We start from the raw sequence: 18,876 nt of genomic DNA, 5'->3' as shown, positions 1-18,876 counted from the left end.
CTGTGAGGAACGACCGACCTACCGGGCACGGACACAGGAACAGGACAAGCATGGAACACGGTACGAGCCGGGGCACACATCGGGGCGCGGGCCCCCTGGGCAGAAGGGAGTTCGTCGGGGCCGGGGCCGCGATGGTCGCCGCGCTGCTCACCGCCGGGGACTCGGCCTTCGCGGCGGGAGCGGGGGCGGAAGCAGCCCCCGGCGCGCCGGGCGTCCCCCGGCCCGCGCTGCGCGGCATGTGGATCGCCACCGTCACCAACCGCGACTGGCCCTCCAAGCCCGGGCTGACGGCCGCCGCCCAGCGCAGTGAGCTGATCCGGCATCTGGACACCGCCGTCAAGCGCGGTCTCAACGCCGTCGTCCTCCAGGTCCGGCCGACCGCCGACGCCCTGTGGCCCTCGCCGTACGAGCCGTGGGCGCAGTACCTCTCCGGCACCCAGGGCCAGGACCCCGGCTGGGACCCGCTGGGCACGGCCGTACGGGAGGCGCACGCGCGCGGGCTCGAACTGCACGCCTGGTTCAACCCGTACCGCGTCGCCAACCACACCGACCCCACCCGGCTGATCGCGACCCACCCGGCGCGGCTCCACCCGGAGTGGATCGTCCCGTACGGCGGGAAGCTCTACTACAACCCGGGTCTGCCCGAGGTCAGGAGGTTCGTCCAGGACGCGATGCTCGACGCCGTCGAGCGCTACGAGGTCGACGCCGTCCACTGGGACGACTACTTCTATCCGTACCCGGTCGCCGGTGAGACCTTCGACGACGCCGACGCGTACCGCCGCCACGGCGCGGGCTCCGCCTCCAAGGCCGCCTGGCGGCGGGGCAACATCGATCTGCTGGTACGGGAGACGGGCGCGCGGATCAAGGAGATCAAGCCGGACGTACGCTTCGGCATCAGCCCGTTCGGCGTCTGGCGCAACGCCACCACCGACCCGCTCGGCTCGGACACCCGGGGCGGCGTCCAGACGTACGACGATCTGTACGCCGACACCCGCGCCTGGGTCAGGAACGGGTGGATCGACTACATCGTCCCGCAGCTCTACTGGCACATCGGCTACACCGCCTGCGACTACGCGAAGCTGCTGCGCTGGTGGGACGCGACCGTACGGGGCACGGGCGTCGACCTCTACATCGGTGAGGCTCTCTACAAGGCGGGCGACCAGGCCCAGCCCGCCGCCTGGCAGGACCCGGCCGAGCTGTCCCGGCATCTCACCCTCGCCCGGGAGTACGCGGGGGTACGCGGCCACTGCTTCTTCTCTGCGAAGGAGGTCGGCGCCGATCCGATCGGCGCCATGACCCGGGTGGTGGCGGACCACTACGGGAAGCGGGCGCGGCCGGGGGTCTGACCCCGGAAGGGCCGGGCTGTCCCTCCCCGGGCCGCCCGGGTCCTCTCATGCCGCCGACCGCTGGGTCACCGCGATACAGACCAGCACCGCCACGGCCGCCAGCGGCGCCGCCGGTGTGAGGTGTTCGCCCAGCAGGAGCACCGACCAGACCAGCGTCAGCACCGGCTGGGCCAGCTGGAGCTGGCTGGCCCGCGGGATCCCGATCGCCGCCATGCCCCGGTACCAGACGTAGAGCCCGAAGAACGTCGAGCCCGCGGCCACCCACACCAGCCCGATCACCCCGTGCGCCGTCAGCCGCACCGGCTCGAAGGAGAGCGCCACCGCCGCGCCCGCCAGCGAGAGCGGCAGACAGCCGATCAGCGCCCAGCCGACCACGTGCCAGCCCGGCATCTCCCGGGCCAGCCTGCCGCCCTCCGTATAGCCGGCCGCGCAGACCAGCAGCGCGCCGAAGAGGTACAGATCGCCGGCGGACAGGGCGCCGCCGCTCTGCTGGACGGCGAAGGCGAGCACCACGGCCGCGCCGGCGCCCGCCGCGATCCAGAACGTACGCGAGGGACGGCGGCCGGTACGGACGGCGGCCAACGCGGCCGTGGTGAGCGGCAGCAGCCCGACCACCACCGCCGCGTGCGAGGTGGTGGACGTCTCCAGCGCCAGTGTGGTCAGCAGCGGGAACCCCACCACGACGCCCCCGGCGACCACGGCCAGCCCGCCCAGATGACGGCGGTGGGGGAGCGGCACGCGCAGGGCCAGCAGGAAGCCGCCCGCGATCAGCGCGGCGAGCGTGCCGCGGAGCGCGACGAGGGACCAGGGGCCGAAGCTCTCCAGGCCCCACACGGTGGACGGGAAGGTGAGGGAGAAGGCGACGACACCGAGCGCGGCGAGCAGGGTGCCGAGGGAGAAGCCCCCACCGTCGGCTGTGTTCTCGGCGGTGCTTTCCGACCGCCTGACCGCTATCGCATCAGCGGCAGTAGCGCTATTCTGTGCTGTCATGCATGAGCGTAGCAGTGTGACAGAGCTGGCGAATGCCCTGCGGGCCGACCTGAACCGCTACTCACCCGGTGGAAAGCTGCCGTCCAGCCGGACCCTGGTCGAGCGGTACCGGGTCTCCCCGGTGACCGTCTCCCGCGCCCTCGCCCGCCTCACCGCCGAAGGGCTTGTCACCACCCGGCCCGGCGCCGGCGCCTTCCGCGCGACCGCCCGGACCGGCCAGCCCGCGCCCGGCGACACCTCCTGGCAGGAGGTCACCCTCAGCGCCGACACCGCCGCCGAACCCGTCCCGCGCGCCGTCGACGCCTCCGGCGTGCTCGTCACACTCGCCGCGCCGCCGCCGGGCGTCATCGAGTTCAACGGCGGCTATCTGCACCCCGCCCTCCAGCCCGAACAGGCGATGGCCGCCGCCCTCGCCCGCGCGGGCCGGCGCCCCGGCGCCTGGGGCCGGCCGCCCGTCGACGGTCTGCCCGAGCTGCGCGACTGGTTCGCCCGGGGGATCGCCGACACCTGCACGGCCGCCGAGGTGCTCGTCACGGCGGGCGGCCAGAGCGCGCTGACCACCGCGCTGCGCGCGCTCGCCCCGCCCGGCGCGCCCGTCCTCGTCGAATCGCCCACCTACCCCGGGATGCTGGCCATCGCCCGCGCCGCCGGGCTGCGGCCCGTACCCGTACCGGTGGACGCGGACGGGGTACGGCCCGAGCTGCTCGCCGCCGCGTTCCGCGCCTCCGGCGCCAAGGTGTTCGTCTGCCAGCCGCTGTTCCAGAACCCCACCGGCGCGGTGCTCTCGGCGGCCCGCCGGCCCGAGGTGCTGCGGATCGCCCGGGCGGCCGGGGCGTTCGTCGTGGAGGACGACTTCGTACGGCGCCTGGTGCACGAGGACGCGGGCCCGCCGCCCCGGCCGCTGGCCGCCGACGACCCGGACGGCGTCGTCGTGCACGTCTGCTCGCTCACCAAGGCGACCTCCCCGAGCCTGCGGGTCGCCGCGCTCGCCGCGCGCGGGCCGGTGCTGGAGCGGCTGCGCGCCATCCATGTCGTCGACACCTTCTTCGTACCGCGCCCGTTCCAGGAAGCCGCGCTGGAGCTGGTCGGCTCGGCCGCCTGGAACCGTCATCTGCGTTCCCTGTCAGCCGAGTTGAGGTCCCGGCGGACGGCCATGACCGCGGCGCTGCGGACCGCGCTGCCCGAGCTGGCCCTGCCGTACGTCCCGGCGGGCGGCTACCACCTGTGGCTGCGGCTGCCGGACGGCGCCGACGAACAGGCCGTCGTCTCCGCCGCCCTGCGCGCGGGCGTCGCCGTGGCGCCGGGCCGGCCGTACTTCAGCGCCGAGCCGCCCGCCGCCCATCTGCGGCTGAGCTTCGCGGCGGTGGCGGGCGCCGGGGAGATCACCGAGGGCGTACGGCGGCTGCGTACGGCGTGCGACGAGGCGCTCGGTTCCCTCGGTTGAATCCGGGCCCGGGGGCGGGCCCTTGACCGGGGGTGGTTTCGGCCCCACGCTCACGGCCATGACTGTTCGGCTCACCCTGGTCGCCGCCGCGCGCGGGTCGGACCCGTACGACGAGCGCTTCGAGGACGACCGTCCGCTGGACCGGGACGGCTGGTACGCGACGCGGCTCGTCGCGCACGCCCTGCTCCCGCTCTGTGCCGCCGATCTCCGCTACTGCTCGCCGACCCCGCGCAGCCGGGCCACGGGGGAGGCCCTCGGCTTCGCGCCGCTGATCCAGCCGGCCCTGCGCGACTGCGACATGGGCCGCTGGCGCGGGCACACCCTGGCGGAGGTGGCGGCCCGCGAGCCGGCCGCCGTGGACGCCTGGATCGCGGACCCGCGCGCCGCGCCGTACGGCGGTGAACCCCTGCTGGCCTTCATCACCCGGATAGGGGGCTGGCTCGACACCCGGCCCGCCGACGGCATCGTCGCCATCGCGGCCGTCGCCGAGCCCGCGGTCGTCCGGGCGGCCCTGCTCTACGCGATGAAGGCGCCACCCCGTATGTACTGGTACGTGGATGTCCGGCCCCTCTCGACCGTCACCCTGACGGGTACGCCGGGCCGCTGGAGCCTGCGGCTGGACGCGGCGGCCTGAGGGGCCGGATGGGCGGTTCAGCTCACGGTGACCGTCTGGAGGAGGCTGTTGTAGCCCGTGGCCGCCTCCCAAGTGCCCTGGTTGGCCAGCCTGATGGAGTACTCGGGCCGCGACGGCAGCTGCGGGTCCGGGAGGTTCAGCAGCAGGCTGTAGCTGCCCGCGGGCAGATTCGCCGGCAGGGTCACGCTCCGGTCGATCGTGGTCGTGGCGCCGGCGGCCCAGGTGCGCGGGTCACCGGTCAGCGGCAGCTTGTACACCTGCGAGGTGGCGGTGTTGCGCAGCACCAGTTCCAGACCGCGCGGGTTGAACGGCGCCGCGTACCCGTCGTTCCTGACCGTGAGGTTCACCGCGAGCGGGCCGCCCGGGCTCGCCGTGGTGGGGAAGGTCCCGCTCTGGAGGGCGAAGCGGTAGCCGAGGTTCCGGGTGATCTCGGGCAGACAGCCGCCGGTGCGCCAGCCGTTGATGACGTTCGTCTCGTAGTCGGCGTTCAGATACGACCAGTGGAACATCTTCAGCTCGGAGAGCGTGGTCGGGCAGCTGGTACGGGGGGTGTTGACGGCGCAGGTCTCGCCGCCCATGGCGAGCGAGGCGGTCTCGGCGGCCAGATACGGGTACTCGACGGCGGGGTTCTCGTACGTGCCGTAGTCGTCGGCGCCGGCGAGGAAGCAGTCGTTGTGGTGGCCGAGGCGGGCGAGCGAGGTGCCGCTGTACGCCTGGGCGGCGGGCAGCGCGGTCGTGCCGTACATCGTCCGCTTGTACTTGGGAGTCCGCAGCTGCACCATGCGGGTCGAGGGCAGGACGCTGAGGGTCTTGTCGACGACGGCCTTGCGGTTGGCCCAGTCGGCGGTGGTGACGCTGCCCGCGTTGCCGAAGTTCTGGGTGTAGTAGCCCTCGCCCCAAGCGCCGACGAAGCCCGCCTGGACGACGTGGATGACATCGCTGTTGGCGCTCAGATACGGCGCGAGCTGGTCGAGATGGGCGACGACCCGGTCCTTGGTGGCGTCGGCGCCGTCAGCGGAGTCCGTGTAGGCGAACCGGACGATGGTCTTGAGCCCGGCGGTCCGTACGGCGTCGAACTGGCGCTGGAGGCGGTTGAGCGCGGTCTGGCTGATGGCGCTGGTCCTGAACTCGGAGAGGTAGAAGATGCACATCACGAGGGTGGCGCCGTCGTTGACGCGGTAGCCCTGGAGGGTGGCCGCGCTGAAGTCGCTCTGGTCGCAGCTGCTGGTGTGGCGGTAGAAGCCGCGCTCGGGGTTGGCGAAGCTGTCGGTGGTCTGCGGGTACGTGACCGACGCGGCGACGGCGTCCGCGCTCGCGCCCGCGCTGGCTTGGGCGTCCTGTGCGGCCTGCGCGGCCTGTGTGTCCTGCGCCGAGACGGGCGGGGCGCCGACGAGCAGTGTGCCCAGCAGCCCCATCAGGGCTAGACCCTTGAGGAGGCCGGAGCGACGGGGGGTTCTCTTCATCGCGGGGGTTCCTTTCTGACGGTGTGACGGAACGTCGAGGACGTCACGTACGTGGGGGGACGTCGGTGGCGTCGGTCAGCCCTTGACGCCGGTGTGCGCGATCCCCTGGATGAACTGACGCTGGAGGAGCGCGAAGGCGGCGATCACGGGCAGGGACGCGAGCAGGGAGCCCGCCATCAGCACCGGGTAGTCGGTCTGGAACTGCCCCTGGAGGGCGGACAGCCCCGCCGACAGTGTCATCTGCTCCGGATCGGTGTTGACCACCAGTGGCCAGAAAAGATCGTTCCAGGACCAGAGCAGTGCGAGAACGGACAGCGCGATCACCCCGGGCCGGGCCAGGGGCAGCATGATGAACCAGTAGATCCGCAGCGGCCCGGCACCGTCGAGGCGCGCCGCCTCCTCCAGTTCGGGTGGCAGACCGAGGAAGAACTGCCGCAGCAGGAAGACTCCGAACGCGCTGAACATGCCCGGCACGATCAGTGCCTGAAGGGTGTTGAGCCAGCCGAGCGACGCCATGATCTGGTACTGCGGGATGATGAACAGCTGCGGCGGCACCATCAGTACGGACAGGAACAGCCCGAACAGCACCTCGCGGCCCGGGAAGCGCAGCCGGGCGAAGGCGTAGGCGGCCAGCGGGCAGAGCAGCACCTGCCCGGCCGTACGGCCCGCCGCCATCAGGGTGGTGTTGAGGAACTGGTCGCCGAACGGCAGCAGTTGGAACACCTGGCGGTAGTTCTCCCAGCGGCCCTCGGGCAGCAGGGACGGCGGTACCCGGGTCGCGCTGGAGAGGGTCTTCAGCGAGGTGATGAGCTGCCAGACGAACGGCGCGACCATCACCAGGGAGGCGGGGATCAGCACGGCGTGCACACCGAGGTGCGACCGCGACCGGCGGCGCCCGGGGCGTGGCCCGGACCGGTCGGGCTGTGGCGGGACGGCGCTGGAGCGGGCCTCAGCCATAGTGCACCCACCTTTTCTGGAGCCTGAACTGAAGGGCCGTCAGCGCGATGATGAGAACGAGCAGCATCATCACGATCGCGGCCCCGTAGCCCCGGTCATTGGTCGCGAACGCCCGGTCGTGGAAGAGCTGGACGACCGTCTCCATCCGGGGGAAGGCGGGGTTGGCCCGGGCGGTCTGGCCCGAGCCGGCCAGTACGTACACGAGGTCGAAGAGTTGCAGCGACCCGATCACCGAGATGATCGAGACGAAGAACGCGGTCGGGGACAGCAGCGGGAGTGTGATCCGGAAGAACTGCCGGACCGGGCCCGCGCCGTCGATGGCGGCGGCGTCGTAGTACTCCTTGGGGATCGCCTGCATTCCCGCCAGGAAGATGACGAGGTTGTAGCCGAGGCTGCTCCAGATCCCCACCACGACCAGGGCGAACAGCGCCGTGTCCGGGTCGGCGATCCAGTTGGGGCCGTCGATGCCGACCTGGGCGAGCACATGGTTGATCAGCCCGTAGTCGCCGTTGTACAGCCACCGCCAGATCATCGCGACGGCCACCGGCATGGTGACCACCGGCAGGAAGAACAGCGTCCGGTAGATTCCGGCCCCGCGCAGCCCGTCCCGGTTGAGGAGCGCGGCGAAGACGACGGCGAGCGGGATCGCGATCAGCCCCAGCGCGGTGTACGCGAGGGTGTTGACCAGCGACCGGCCGACCTCCGGATCGCTCAGGAGCCGGTGGTAGTTGTCGAGCCCGGACCAGGTGTGGCCGCCGAACGCGCCCCACTCGGTGAACGAGAAGTAGCCGGTCCTGACGACGGGCCAGAGGTAGAAGACCGCGAGGCCGAGCCCGGCGGGCGCGATGAACGCGTACCCCCACAGGGCTTCGGTGACCCGGTCCCGGCGCGGACGGCGGCGTGGCCGCCCGCCGGGCCGGCTGGTGAGCGTCACGGCTACTCCTTGGCGAGCAGGTCGTTCATCGCCGAGGCGAGCGCCGCGGACGCCTCGCCGACGGGCTGTTCGCCCGTCCACGCCTTGGTGAGATGGGTCAGCTCCGCCTCGTTCCAGGCGGCGGTGTTCTTCGACACCGGGAAGGGCACCGCGTAGTCGAGCGAGTCCAGGAAGGTCTGGAGACGGAACTGCGGATACGTGTCCAGCCACGCCTGCTGCGTACCGTCATGCGCGGGGAGCGGGCCGCTTTTGCCGAGGGCGAGAGCGGCCTTCTTGGAGCCGAGGAACTCGACGAACTGCCACGCCTCCTTGGGGTGGGCGGTCTTCGCCGATACGACGTTGGCCACACCGTGGATGATCGTGGCGCGTTTCTCCCCCTTGGGCAGCGGCGCCACCTCGACCTTGTCCTTGGTGTACTCGTTCGCGGAGAACTCGCCCGCGTTCCAGGAGCCGCCCCAGTACATGGCGATCTTGCCCGCCTCGAAGAGCTGGAGGGGAGCCGTGTCGGTCATGGTCTTCAGATCGGGCGACTGATTCTTCTCGATCAGATCGGTCCAGAAGCGCAGGCCCTCGACGGTCCTCGGGTCGTCGTACCCGGACTTCCTGCCGTCGGGGGAGATGACGTAACCGCCCGCCTGGGCAATGGTGTTGTACTGGTACTCCTGGAAGCTGGTCAGCTGGGCCGCCGCTCCGTAGATACCTTTCGCCGGGTCGGTCAGCTTGCCGGCCGCGGTCCGGAAGTCGGCCCAGGTCCAGTCGTCGGCGGGCGGTTTGACCCCGGCGGCGTCGAAGAGCTTCTTGTTGTACCAGACACCGATGGTGTCCATGTCCTTCGGCAGCCCGTACACCTTGTTCTCGTAGGTGTACAGATCGACCAGGGCCTGGGGATAGACGGAGAGATTGACCTTGTCCGCCGCGATCTCCTTGTCCAGCGGCCGGATCACTCCGTTGGAGGCGTAGAGCTGGAAGTTGGGGCCGTTCATCCAGAAGACGTCCGGCGCGGAACCGCCGGTGGCCACCGTCTTGAGCTTGGACCAGTAGTCGGCCCAGGGCGTGAGCTGGACCTTGACCGTCACCCCCGGGTGGCTCGCGCTGAACTCGCGGCCCAGCTTCTCCATCACGGCCTTCTGGTTCTTGTCCCAGACCGCGTAGGAGAGGGTGATCTCCCCGTCGTCGCTGCCGGAGCCTCCGCCGCCCCCGCAGGCCGAGACGGAGAGCGACAGGACCACCCCCAGCAGAGCCGTACAGAACCGTGCCGACTTCCCCATGCTCGGACCTCCTCATGTACCGCGAGGCGAAAAGTTGTACTAATCATGGAGACCAGGGAAAGTAAGTCAAGACTCGATTGGGTTACGGAACGAGCCACCGGCGGCGGCCCGGTGACGGTCCGGCGGTGGCTCGGCGGTGGCTCGGTGACGGTCCGGCCGGTCAGCGGGCCTTGAACTGACCGCCCGTCAGAAAGCTTTCCGGGGCGGCGATTTCGCCCGGGTTGTGCAGTCCCCGCTCGACATGGTCCAGCGCCAGCCGGAGCGCGCCCAGCGCCACGCCCTCGTCGGCGAAGGCCGAGACCCGGACCTCGGGCGTACGGATGCACCAGCGGTCCAGCTCGCGGCGGAGCGGCTCCACGATGAGATCGGCGGAGCGGGAGAACCCGCCCCCGACCACGACCACTTCGGGGTCGAGCGTGAGCACCAGGGCCGAGGTGCCGACCGCCAGGTCGCGTACGTAACGCCGGACCGCCGTCAGGGCCTTGCGGTCCCCGGCGCGGGCCGCCCGGAAGACCTCCTCCATCGCGGTGTCGGGATCCCCGCCCGCGTCCGGCCCCCTGGTGCCGCTGCCGGTGCCGCTGCCGGTGCCGCGGGTGCCTTCCTCGGTGCCGCCGCCGGGCCAGGACCGCAGATGGCCGGGGGCGCGCGTCCAGCCCGCCGCGGGCAGCGCGCCGATCTCCCCGGCGGCGTTCCCGAACCCCCGGTGGAGCTTGCCGTCGATGATCAGACCGGTGCCCGTACGCAGCCCGGCCAGCAGGAACACCACGTCCTTCGCGTGCCGCGCGACCCCCCGCCACGACTCGGCCAGCGCCGCCAGCTTGCTGTCGTTCTCGACCAGGACAGGGCCCGCCACCAGCCCTCCGACATGGGCCGCCACATCGAGCCCGGTCCACTCGGGCAGCGCCTCCGAGAGCATCACCCGGCCCACCCCGTCGACCAGCCCCGTCGTGGCCACCCCGGTCACCCACACCCCGGCGGCGGGGGTGCCGGAGCCGGCCAGCGCCTCCCGTACGGCCCGGTCCACGGCGGCCAGCCGCGCGGTGCGCCCCATCGACGGGGTGACCGCCACCCGGGCGCTGTGCTGGACCTCGCCGTCCAGATCGCCCACCAGCGCCAGCACCTTGTGACCGCCGATGTCGACACCGAGCACCCGGCCCGCGTCCGCGCGGAAGCGGTAGCGGCGGGCGGGCCGGCCCACGGTGCCCGTCGCGGGCGCGACCTCCTCCACCCAGCCCCGCTCCAGCAGTTCGCGCACCACGTCCTCGGTGGACGCGCGGGAGAGCCCCGTACGCCCGGCGATCTCGGTCAGTGTGAGCGCCGGTTCGCCGCGCAGCGCGCCGATCGCGGCCAGCGCGTTGAGCCTGCGGAGCTGGGACAGATCTCCGCCCCCGGGGATTTCGGTCATGGCACACCCTTGAGGTCGACCGCACTACGGCTAATAATGAGGGACTCCTGTGGAACTCTGAAGGGATCCCATGTCCCCGGTGACTCTAGCTCTCGTCGGTTCCGGCCTGCGCGGGCAGTCGTACGCGCGGCACGCGGTGGCGTCCGGTCTGGGGCGCGTGACCGCGGTGGCCGAACCCGATCCGTACCGGCGCGCCGCCGCCGCCCGCGAGTTCGGCGTACCGCCCGAGCATGTCTACGCGGACTGGACCGAGCTGGCGGCGGCGGACCGGCGGCCGGCCACCGCGGCGATCGTCGCCACCCAGGACCAACTGCACATCGGCCCCGCCGTACGGCTGGCCGACCTCGGCTACCACATCCTGCTGGAGAAGCCGATGGCCACCAGCGAGCGCGACGCGACCGCCATCACGGAGGCCGCCGAGCGCAACGGGATCCTGCTGGCCGTCTGCCATGTGCTGCGCTACACCCCGTACACCCGGACCCTGCGAAAGCTCCTGGAGAGCGGCGCCATCGGCCGTCTCGTCAGCGTCCAGCATCTGGAACCGGTCGGCTGGTGGCACCACGCCCACTCGTTCGTACGCGGCAACTGGCGCCGCGAGGACACCTCGGCGCCCATGCTGCTCACCAAGTCCTGCCACGACATCGACTGGTTGATCCATCTCTTCGGTGAACTCCCCGACCGGGTCGCCTCGTTCGGCGGGCTCACCCACTTCCGCGCCGAGGACCGCCCGGCCGGGGCCGCCGACCGCTGTCTGGACTGCCCGCTGGAGCCCAGCTGCCCGTACTCGGCGAAGCGGCTCTACCTCGGCTGCCTCGGCGATCCCGACAAGGAGTTCTGGCCGCTGTCGGCGGTCACCGAGGAGCACACGGAACCGGCCGTGCTCGACGCGCTGCGCACCGGACCGTACGGCCGGTGCGTCTACGCGGGCGACAACGACGTGGTCGACCACCAGGTGGTCACCATGGAGTTCCCCTCCGGCGCCAGCTGCTCCTTCACCATGAGCGCCTTCACCCCCATGGAGCACCGCCGCACCCGGCTGATGGGCACCCACGGCTTCATCGACGGCGACGGCAGCACCCTGCGCGTCGTCGACTTCCGCACCGGCGAGGAGCGGACCGTCGCCGCCGACCCGGGGGCCGGTCCGTCCGCCGGGGACGGCCACGGCGGTGGCGACGAGGCGCTGACGGAGGCGTTCCTCACCGCCGTCGCCACCGGTGACGCCTCCGTGCTGCGCTCGGACGCGGCGGAGAGCCTGGCGACGCACCGGGTGGTGTGGGCGGCGGAGGAGGCGCGGGTCAGCGGGACGGTCGTACGGCTGACCGCGCCGTCGTCCCCGCGGCCGGCCCCGCCGGAGGCAGTGGCGACGGCCTGACCGGCGGGTTCGCGGGCCTGCGGATCACTCCGTACCCGGGTCGGATCATTCCGTGCCCGGGTCGGACCACCCCGTATCCAAGCCGGTCACTCCATGTCCGGGTCCGGCTCCATGTCCCAGTCGTCGCCCCAGGCCGAGTCCGGGTCCGGGGCCGCGGCACGCCGACCGCCCGCGGCCTGCTCCGGGCCCGGGGCCTGGGCCTGGGCCGGGACCTGGGCCGGGCGCGGGTCCTCGCCCATGTCCTGGCCCCCCAGCGTCTCCAGGATCTGCTCCCCGTACTTCGCCAGCTTGTTCTCGCCGACCCCCGTCACCGTGCCCAGTTCCGCCAGCGTCGACGGCCCCAGCAGCGCGATCGCCCGCAGCGTCGCGTCATGGAAGATGACGTACGCGGGCACGCCCTGCTCCTTCGCCGTCGCCCCGCGCCAGGCGCGCAGCGACTCGAAGACCGGCAGCGCCTCGGCCGGCAGATCGACGGGCGCCGCGCGCCCCTTCGACGTCTTCTCGCGCGGCGCCTTCGCCGCCCGCGCGGCCTTCTCCGGCTCTCGCCGCAGCACGACCGGCCGCCGCCCGCCCAGGACCTCGCGGCTGCCCTCCGTCAGGACCAGCGTGCCGTAGTCGCCCTCGACCGCGATCAGCCCCTGGGCCAGCAACTGCCTTGCCACACCGCGCCATTCGGCCTCGCGCAGCTCCGTACCGATGCCGAACACACTGAGCGCGTCATGGTCGAACTGGATGACCTTCGCGGTCTTCTTGCCCAGCAGGATGTCCGTGATCTGCCCGGCGCCGAACTTCTGGTTCCGTTCACGCTTCAGCCGTACCACCGTCGACAGCAGCTTCTGCGCCGGGACGGTGCCGTCCCACGACTCGGCGGGCGTCAGACACGTGTCGCAGTTGCCGCACGCGGTGCTCGGCTGCCCGAAGTACGCGAGGAGCTGGACCCGCCGGCACTCGACCGTCTCGCAGAGCGCCAGCATCGCGTCGACATGCTGGCCCAGCCGCCGCCGGTGCGCCTCGTCGCCCTCGGAGGTGTCGATCATCTTGCGCTGCTGGACGACGTCCTGGAGCCCGTACGCGAGCCAGGCGGTGGACGGCAGCCCGTCGCGCCCGGCGCGGCCCGTCTCCTGGTAGTACCCCTCGACGGACTTCGGCAGATCGAGATGGGCGACGAAGCGCACGTCCGGCTTGTCGATGCCCATGCCGAACGCGATCGTCGCGACCATCACCATGCCGTCCTCCCGCAGGAAGCGCGACTGGTTCGCCGCCCGTACGCGCGCGTCGAGCCCCGCGTGGTACGGCAGCGCGTCGACCCCGTTCTTCACGAGGAATTCGGCGGTCTTCTCCACCGAGGCCCGCGAGAGGCAGTAGACGATGCCCGCGTCGCCGGGGTGCTCGGCGCGCAGCAGCTGGAGCAGTTGGCGCTTGGGGTCGTCCTTGGGCGCGATGCGGTACTGGATGTTGGGCCGGTCGAAGCTCGCCACGAAGTGCCGGGCGTCCTGAAGCTTCAGCCGGGACGCGATCTCCTGGTGCGTGGCCTCGGTGGCGGTCGCGGTCAGCGCGATCCGCGGCACATCGGGCCAGCGCTCGTGCAGCGAGGACAGGGCGAGATAGTCGGGGCGGAAGTCGTGGCCCCACTGCGCCACACAGTGCGCCTCGTCGATGGCGAACAGCGCGATCGTGCCGCGCTCCAGCAGCCGTACGGTCGACTCGACGCGCAGCCGCTCCGGCGCCAGATAGAGCAGATCCAGCTCACCGGCGAGGAACTCGCTCTCCACGAGCCGCCGTTCCTCGAAGTCCTGCGTGGAGTTCAGGAACCCGGCCCGCACCCCGAGCGCCCGCAGGGCGTCGACCTGGTCCTGCATGAGCGCGATGAGCGGGGAGACGACGACCCCGACGCCTTTGCGGACCAGCGAGGGGATCTGGTAGCAGAGCGACTTCCCGCCGCCGGTCGGCATGAGCACGAGGGCGTCGCCGCCGTCGACCACCTGCGCGATGATCTCCGCCTGGCTCCCGCGGAAGGAGTCGTAGCCGAAGACGCGCCGCAGGACGGCCAGCGCCTCGTCGGGCTCGGCCGCCGCCGTCCCGGAGGGGAGGTCCGCGGGGAGGTCGGCGAGGACATCGGGACCGTTTGCGGCATCAGCGGGATCGTCTACGGCACGGGTGTCGGCATCGGGAGCGCTCATCCGTCGAGTCTACGAGGCGGGGGAGGCGCCCGGGGCGGCCGATGCGTGAACTAGGACAGGCCCTGACCTGTAGGGGTTCTAGCGTCGAACACACGGCCAAAGTCGACCGTACGGCCCGAACAGAGGAGCCTCCCCGTGAGCTACGTGACGAGCAATCCGCCGACCGGCACCCCCACCTGGACCGACCTGGACGTCCCCGACCTGGCGCGGGCGAAGGAGTTCTACGGCGCGCTGTTCGGCTGGGAGTACGCGGCCGGATCACCGACGGCCGGTGACGCCGACGGTGCAGGCGACGGCGACGGCGACAACGGTGGCGGCTCGGCGCCGGCCGGCCCGGAGCCGTACACCCTGTGCCTGCTGCGCGGCCGGCCGGTCGCGGGCCTCAACCCCGTACCCGACGCTTCGGGACCCCGGCTGTGGCGGGTGTATCTGGCCACCGACGACTGCGACGCCACCGCGAAGCGTGTCACCGGCGCGGGCGGCACCCTGCTCCAGCCGCCGGCGGACATCGGCGACCGGGGCCGGTCGGCCCGGGTGCTGGACCCCTCCGGCGCCGAGTTCGCGCTGTGGCAGGGGCGGGCCCGGCTCGGCTACGAGATCGTCTTCGAACCCGGCAGTCTCGTACGGAACGATCTCGTCACCCCCGACCCGGCCCCGGCGCGCGCCTTCTACCCGGCGGTCTTCGACTACACGCTGGACGGCAACGACGACCTCCCCGGCACCGACTTCACCTTCCTGCGCCGCCCGGACGGCCACGAGATCGGCGGCATCCTGGGCGACCCGGCCGCACCGGCCGCCGCCTGGGGGACCCTGTTCGCCGTGGCGGACGCCGACGCGGCGGCGGAGCGGGCGGTCGCGGCCGGCGGCGCCGCGGGCACACCGCACGACACGTTCTACGCCCGGATGGTGACCCTCACCGACCCGTTCGGCACCGTCTTCGAGGTGGGCGACGCGACACGGGCCGCGCAGAGCTGAACCCGTACGAACCGGGCACGCGCCGGCCGCCCGGTGGGACTCGCCGGGCGGCCGGGGGTTTCGCGCGGGTGATGGCCACGGCATCCCGCGGGTGCCGGGTCAGGCGTGCTGCGGAGCCTCGTCCTTGAGCATGGTCCTGATCCGGTCCCGCAGCTCCGCGGTGTTCTCGTGCCCGTGCACGGAAGCGGCGTGTTCACCCGCGGCGCGGACGACCTCGTCCTCCTCGCCGGTGATGGCGAGGGTGCACTGCGTCTCGCTGGGGAAGTCCCGGCAGTCGGCTACTTTGCGCATCGCTCACACCTCCTCCTTCCAGTGTCCACCCGCGCGCGCCGCCTCCTCAGCTCATACGGTCACGACGATCTTGCCCCGGGGATGGCCCGTCTCCAGGTGCCGAATCGCGGCGACGCCTTCGGAGAGCGGATAGACACGGTCGACGGCCGGGGTGATCGTGCCGTCCTCGGCGAGGCCCTTGAGGGCCAGCAGATCCTCGGCGCGCACCACCGCGATCACACTGCTCAGCGTCTGCGCGAGGAACGGCGAGAGCGCGTAGCCGCGCAGCTGACGGCCCAGGCCCCCCACCCAGTCGCCGGCGTCCTCGCCACCGGCCATGAGCAGGATCCCCTTCGGGGTGAGTACGCGGCGCAGCAGGGACAGCGGGCGGTTCCCGGCGGTGTCGAGAACGACGTCGAACCGGTGCTCGCTGTCGGTGATCTCCTGGCTGGTGTAGTCGATGACGCCGCTCGCGCCCAGGGACCGTACGAAGTCCGCCGCGCCGGGCCCGCAGACGGCGGTGACCTCGGCCCCGTACGAGACGGCGAGCTGGACGGCGTAGCTCCCGACGCCACCGGAGGCGCCGATGACGAGGACCCGCTGCCCCGGCCGCGGGCGCGCCTTGCCGCTGAAGGCCTGGTAGGCGGTGACCCCGGAGACGGGGAGGGCGGCGGCCTGTTCGAAGCTGAGGTTGCCGGGCTTGGGCGCGAGCTTGTCGGCCCGGGCGCGGGTGTACTCGGCGAGCGAGCCGTCGCCGCTGCCGAAGACCTCGTCACCCGGCGCGAACCCCGTCACCTTCGCGCCGACCGTCTCGACCACTCCGGCGACGTCCCAGCCGCGCACCGGGTTCTTGGGCCTGCGGAGTCCCAGGGCGAGGCGGGCGATGTAGGGCTTGCCCGTCATCAGATGCAGAATGCTCGGATCCACCCCGGCGGCGCGCACCTGGATCAGTACTTCGTCGTCCCGCGGTACGGGCCGGTCGATGTCCCGTAATTCCAGACCGTCAGCGGTGCCGTACGGGTCCTGGGCGATGGCCTTCATGGCGGTTGTCCCTCCCTGGTGGGCGATGCTGTCCCGAGCATCCCGCCCCTGCGAACCACTGACCAGAGTCACTGAGCGCTCCGGTTGGCCCCTGCCGGAGCGGACGGCAGTTCCCGGAGCGCGCGGATGGGGGAGCAGAAGACCGGGAGGAAGGCGCCGGCCAGGCACATCGCGCCTGCCCACACGACGATGCGTACGTTCGCGGCCTCACCGATGAGGCCGCCCAGGGCGGACCCGATGGCCAGGGCGCCGGTGAGCAGGAAGCGGAAGGTGGCGTTCATACGGCCGAGCAGCGGGTCCGGGGTCAGGTGCTGGCGCAAGGTGACGCCGAGGACGTTGTCGATGCCTGTCCTGGTCATGGTGACCAGCCACGCGGCGCCCGCCACCCACAGCCACGGGCCGGTGCCGACCAGCGCGATGGCCGGCGCGGCGGGTGCGCACCACAGCCCGGCCAGGGCCATGGCGCGGCCGTGGCCGAGGCGGGCGGCGAGGGGGCGGGCGAGGCGGGCACCGAGCAGGATGCCCAGGCCGCCGGCTGCCCAGTACAGGCCCAGCGCTCCGGCGGGCAGGTCCAGTTCGCGGGTGAACAGCACCGGCAGCATGGCGTTGATCATCTGTGCGCCGAGGTTGGTGAGGGTCGCGGCGAGCGCCAGGGGCCGCAGCTCGCGCGTGCCGAGGACATGGCGCAGCCCTTCCGTGATCTCGGTCCGCAGCCGTCGCCCGGCGGTCGCGGGCTCCGGGCGGGCGCGGTGGCGGGCGATACGGGTGAGCCCGCAGGCGGAGGCGAGGTACGCGAGGGCACCGCAGAGGATTGCCAGGGGTGCTGTGAGGAGCTGGACCATGAAGCCGCCGGCGCCGCGGCCGGCGATGTTGGCGCCGGCCATCAGGCTGACGACGGCGGCGTTCGCCGGCACCAGGCGCTCGCGGCCGACCAGTTCGGGCAGGACGCTCTGCGAGCCGACGTCGAAGAACACGGTGGCACAGCCGGTCAGCAGCACCACCGCGTACAGCTGCGGCAGCGACAGCACGCCCAGCCACCAGGCCAGCGGAATCGAGGCGAGCAGGGCCGCGCGAGCGGCGTCGGCGGCCACCAGCAGGCGGCGCCCGGGCAGCCGGTCCACCCACGCGCCCGCGGGCAGCCCGATCAGTAGGAAGGCGGCGGTGGACAGCGCGGCCAGCGCCCCGGCCTGGCCAGGGCCGGCGTCGAGCGTGGTGACGGCGAGCAGCGGTATCGCCACATAACCGATGTTGCTGCCGAGGTGACTGAGGGCGCTGGCGGCGAAGAGCGTGCGGAAGGCGCCCATGCGCCACGGGGAATCCGGGACTACGGTCATGCGGCGTACGGTGCGGGACGCCGCGCGGCTCTCCACAGAGATTTACGCTGAGCTGAATGATCGAGATCGAATTCGCCCCGGAGGACGTGGCCCGCACCCGCTTCGCGATCTCCCCGCTGTGGGAGGTGGTGACCAGCGTCCGGGTGCTCAAAGGGGCGGACGCACAGGGCCTGCACCGCTCCTGGGCCGACCAGGTGCGCCCGCGGCTGGCGGCGGCCGGCCTCGACCTGAGCCCGCTGTTCGACCTCGTCCCGATGCCCGGGCCCTCGCCCTGGGCCGGCCGCGTACCGGGGTTCATCTGCCCGCCGCCCACAACGCCGCTGCCGTCGCTGGACCTTGAGCTGGCCACGGTGCGGGCCATGCCGCCGACGCTGCTGCGCACCACGGCCCGGGTGCCGGAAGCGCGGATGGCGGCGCTGCGCGGCGATCCGGCCGCCGAGCTGGCGCGGCTGGCGGACGTGATCGAGGCGTACTGGGAGCTGGCGCTGGCCCCGTACTGGCCGCGCATCCTCACCCTGCTGGAGGGCGACATCCGCTACCGCGCCGGCCGCCTGGTCGCCGGCGGCGCGCAGCACCTGTTCACCGACCTCGACCCGCGGGTCAACTGGGCCCGGGGCACCCTGCACCTGGAACACCGCACCGTGCGCGGAGCGCGCCGGCTCGACGGCCGGGGCCTGCTGCTGGTGCCCTCCGCCTTCGTCTGGCCACGCGTCTTCTCCGTGCTCGACGAACCGTGGCAGCCGTCGCTGCGCTATCCTCCCCGCGCCGTCGGCACGCTCTGGCACACCCCGCCCGCGACCGTCCCCCACGCCCTGGCCGGGGTGCTGGGCCGCTCCCGCGCGATGATCCTGACCGAGCTGACCGCCCCCGCGTCCACCACCGAACTCGCCCGCCGCACCGGACTGACCCCCGGCGGCGTCTCCCAGCACCTCACCGCACTGCGGAACGCCGGACTGGTCAGCGCCCACCGCGCGGGCAGACAGGTCCTGTACGCCCGCACCCGGGCCGGTCAGACAGTGACGGAGGCCGCGGAGCCGGGCTCACCTCTGTGACCGAGGATCTTAGTTTGCGGATCATGATCTGAACCGTGCAGGTCGGAAGCGCGTCGAGAATGCTTGTTTGCGGATCTTGAGAGAGATAGTTAGCGGATCATGACGACAGACTTTCACTATGCGTAACCGTCGTGGCGAGGTGTTCCTACGTCGCAGCAGCAACAAGGCTGTTGCTGCCCTGGTCGTTAGGTATCGGCGTACACGTCGAAGC

Annotated in this window: 16 protein-coding genes; 6 read left to right on the top strand and 10 right to left on the bottom strand. The window is 72.2% G+C overall.

Going from position 1 to position 18,876, the window contains the following annotated elements:
* Positions 1–50 precede the first annotated feature (50 nt).
* Entirely contained in the window at positions 51–1,346 is a 1,296-nt protein-coding gene (locus tag DVK44_RS03840; RefSeq protein ID WP_408055283.1) for a glycoside hydrolase family 10 protein, read from the top strand.
* 45 nt (positions 1,347–1,391) lie between these two features.
* On the opposite strand, the gene DVK44_RS03835 is transcribed toward DVK44_RS03840, so the two are convergent.
* Entirely contained in the window at positions 1,392–2,336 is a 945-nt protein-coding gene (locus DVK44_RS03835; RefSeq protein WP_114658328.1) for a DMT family transporter, read from the bottom strand.
* On the opposite strand from DVK44_RS03835, the gene DVK44_RS03830 reads away from it, so the two are divergent.
* Positions 2,263–3,780 (top strand): aminotransferase-like domain-containing protein, encoded by a 1,518-nt coding sequence (locus DVK44_RS03830; protein WP_408055282.1) that lies wholly within the window; start codon positions 2,263–2,265, stop codon positions 3,778–3,780. The two genes, DVK44_RS03835 and DVK44_RS03830, sit on opposite strands and share 74 nt — an antisense overlap.
* Before the next feature lie 58 nt (positions 3,781–3,838).
* Positions 3,839–4,414, top strand: coding sequence for a histidine phosphatase family protein (locus tag DVK44_RS03825; protein WP_114658326.1), 576 nt, complete (start codon positions 3,839–3,841; stop codon positions 4,412–4,414).
* Positions 4,415–4,431: 17 nt separating this feature from the next.
* Here DVK44_RS03825 and DVK44_RS03820 read toward each other — a convergent pair whose 3' ends face one another.
* The 5 genes from DVK44_RS03820 to DVK44_RS03800 form a co-directional block, all read right to left on the bottom strand.
* Positions 4,432–5,877 carry a DUF4832 domain-containing protein gene (locus DVK44_RS03820; protein ID WP_114658325.1) on the bottom strand — a complete coding sequence of 482 codons (1,446 nt, stop codon included), beginning with the start codon at positions 5,875–5,877 and terminating at the stop codon, positions 4,432–4,434.
* Positions 5,878–5,952: 75 nt separating this feature from the next.
* Entirely contained in the window at positions 5,953–6,834 is an 882-nt protein-coding gene (locus tag DVK44_RS03815) for a carbohydrate ABC transporter permease (protein WP_114658324.1), read from the bottom strand.
* On the bottom strand, positions 6,827–7,768 hold the full coding sequence (locus tag DVK44_RS03810) for a carbohydrate ABC transporter permease (protein ID WP_228446979.1): 942 nt from the start codon (positions 7,766–7,768) through the stop codon (positions 6,827–6,829). The genes DVK44_RS03815 and DVK44_RS03810 overlap by 8 nt, the downstream gene beginning before the upstream one ends.
* Positions 7,769–7,770: 2 nt before the next feature.
* Entirely contained in the window at positions 7,771–9,036 is a 1,266-nt protein-coding gene (locus DVK44_RS03805) for an ABC transporter substrate-binding protein (RefSeq protein ID WP_114658323.1), read from the bottom strand.
* A gap of 160 nt (positions 9,037–9,196) precedes the next feature.
* A complete protein-coding gene (locus DVK44_RS03800; protein ID WP_114658322.1) occupies positions 9,197–10,441 on the bottom strand; it encodes an ROK family transcriptional regulator in 1,245 nt (414 codons plus the stop codon).
* 70 nt (positions 10,442–10,511) lie between these two features.
* On the opposite strand from DVK44_RS03800, the gene DVK44_RS03795 reads away from it, so the two are divergent.
* Positions 10,512–11,813 carry a Gfo/Idh/MocA family protein gene (locus DVK44_RS03795; RefSeq protein WP_114658321.1) on the top strand — a complete coding sequence of 434 codons (1,302 nt, stop codon included), beginning with the start codon at positions 10,512–10,514 and terminating at the stop codon, positions 11,811–11,813.
* Between the two features lie 86 nt (positions 11,814–11,899).
* Here the strand turns inward: DVK44_RS03795 and recQ are convergent, their stop codons facing one another.
* A complete protein-coding gene (gene recQ / locus DVK44_RS03790) occupies positions 11,900–13,993 on the bottom strand; it encodes a DNA helicase RecQ (RefSeq protein ID WP_114658320.1) in 2,094 nt (697 codons plus the stop codon).
* 135 nt (positions 13,994–14,128) lie between these two features.
* Between recQ and DVK44_RS03785 the strand changes: the two genes are divergently transcribed.
* A complete protein-coding gene (locus tag DVK44_RS03785) occupies positions 14,129–14,968 on the top strand; it encodes a VOC family protein (protein WP_114658319.1) in 840 nt (279 codons plus the stop codon).
* Between the two features lie 99 nt (positions 14,969–15,067).
* Here DVK44_RS03785 and DVK44_RS03780 read toward each other — a convergent pair whose 3' ends face one another.
* The 3 genes from DVK44_RS03780 to DVK44_RS03770 all read right to left on the bottom strand — a co-directional run bounded on the left by DVK44_RS03780 (position 15,068) and on the right by DVK44_RS03770 (position 17,613).
* Entirely contained in the window at positions 15,068–15,259 is a 192-nt protein-coding gene (locus DVK44_RS03780; RefSeq protein ID WP_114658318.1) for a DUF1059 domain-containing protein, read from the bottom strand.
* 51 nt (positions 15,260–15,310) lie between these two features.
* Positions 15,311–16,279, bottom strand: coding sequence for an NAD(P)-dependent alcohol dehydrogenase (locus tag DVK44_RS03775; protein WP_114658317.1), 969 nt, complete (start codon positions 16,277–16,279; stop codon positions 15,311–15,313).
* Positions 16,280–16,347: 68 nt separating this feature from the next.
* Positions 16,348–17,613, bottom strand: a complete 1,266-nt coding sequence (locus tag DVK44_RS03770; protein WP_114658316.1) for an MFS transporter — start codon at positions 17,611–17,613, stop codon at positions 16,348–16,350.
* 56 nt (positions 17,614–17,669) lie between these two features.
* On the opposite strand from DVK44_RS03770, the gene DVK44_RS03765 reads away from it, so the two are divergent.
* A complete protein-coding gene (locus DVK44_RS03765) occupies positions 17,670–18,665 on the top strand; it encodes an ArsR/SmtB family transcription factor (protein WP_114658315.1) in 996 nt (331 codons plus the stop codon).
* Positions 18,666–18,876 lie beyond the last annotated feature (211 nt).

Origin of the sequence: Streptomyces paludis, assembly GCF_003344965.1 — a bacterium.
Lineage (GTDB): Bacteria > Actinomycetota > Actinomycetes > Streptomycetales > Streptomycetaceae > Streptomyces > Streptomyces paludis.
This window is presented reverse-complemented; position numbering and strand designations above follow the sequence as displayed.

What these genes read in the sequence shown, in the direction of transcription:
- DVK44_RS03780 (WP_114658318.1), bottom strand. Translation starts at nt 15,259, where the DNA reads ATGCGCAAAGTAGCCGACTGCCGGGACTTCCCCAGCGAGACGCAGTGC.
- DVK44_RS03800 (WP_114658322.1), bottom strand. Translation starts at nt 10,441, where the DNA reads ATGACCGAAATCCCCGGGGGCGGAGATCTGTCCCAGCTCCGCAGGCTC.
- DVK44_RS03835 (WP_114658328.1), bottom strand. Translation starts at nt 2,336, where the DNA reads ATGACAGCACAGAATAGCGCTACTGCCGCTGATGCGATAGCGGTCAGG.
- DVK44_RS03795 (WP_114658321.1), top strand. Translation starts at nt 10,512, where the DNA reads ATGTCCCCGGTGACTCTAGCTCTCGTCGGTTCCGGCCTGCGCGGGCAG.
- DVK44_RS03765 (WP_114658315.1), top strand. Translation starts at nt 17,670, where the DNA reads ATGATCGAGATCGAATTCGCCCCGGAGGACGTGGCCCGCACCCGCTTC.
- DVK44_RS03840 (WP_408055283.1), top strand. Translation starts at nt 51, where the DNA reads ATGGAACACGGTACGAGCCGGGGCACACATCGGGGCGCGGGCCCCCTG.
- DVK44_RS03770 (WP_114658316.1), bottom strand. Translation starts at nt 17,613, where the DNA reads ATGACCGTAGTCCCGGATTCCCCGTGGCGCATGGGCGCCTTCCGCACG.
- DVK44_RS03820 (WP_114658325.1), bottom strand. Translation starts at nt 5,877, where the DNA reads ATGAAGAGAACCCCCCGTCGCTCCGGCCTCCTCAAGGGTCTAGCCCTG.
- DVK44_RS03815 (WP_114658324.1), bottom strand. Translation starts at nt 6,834, where the DNA reads ATGGCTGAGGCCCGCTCCAGCGCCGTCCCGCCACAGCCCGACCGGTCC.
- DVK44_RS03775 (WP_114658317.1), bottom strand. Translation starts at nt 16,279, where the DNA reads ATGAAGGCCATCGCCCAGGACCCGTACGGCACCGCTGACGGTCTGGAA.
- recQ (WP_114658320.1), bottom strand. Translation starts at nt 13,993, where the DNA reads ATGAGCGCTCCCGATGCCGACACCCGTGCCGTAGACGATCCCGCTGAT.
- DVK44_RS03805 (WP_114658323.1), bottom strand. Translation starts at nt 9,036, where the DNA reads ATGGGGAAGTCGGCACGGTTCTGTACGGCTCTGCTGGGGGTGGTCCTG.
- DVK44_RS03825 (WP_114658326.1), top strand. Translation starts at nt 3,839, where the DNA reads ATGACTGTTCGGCTCACCCTGGTCGCCGCCGCGCGCGGGTCGGACCCG.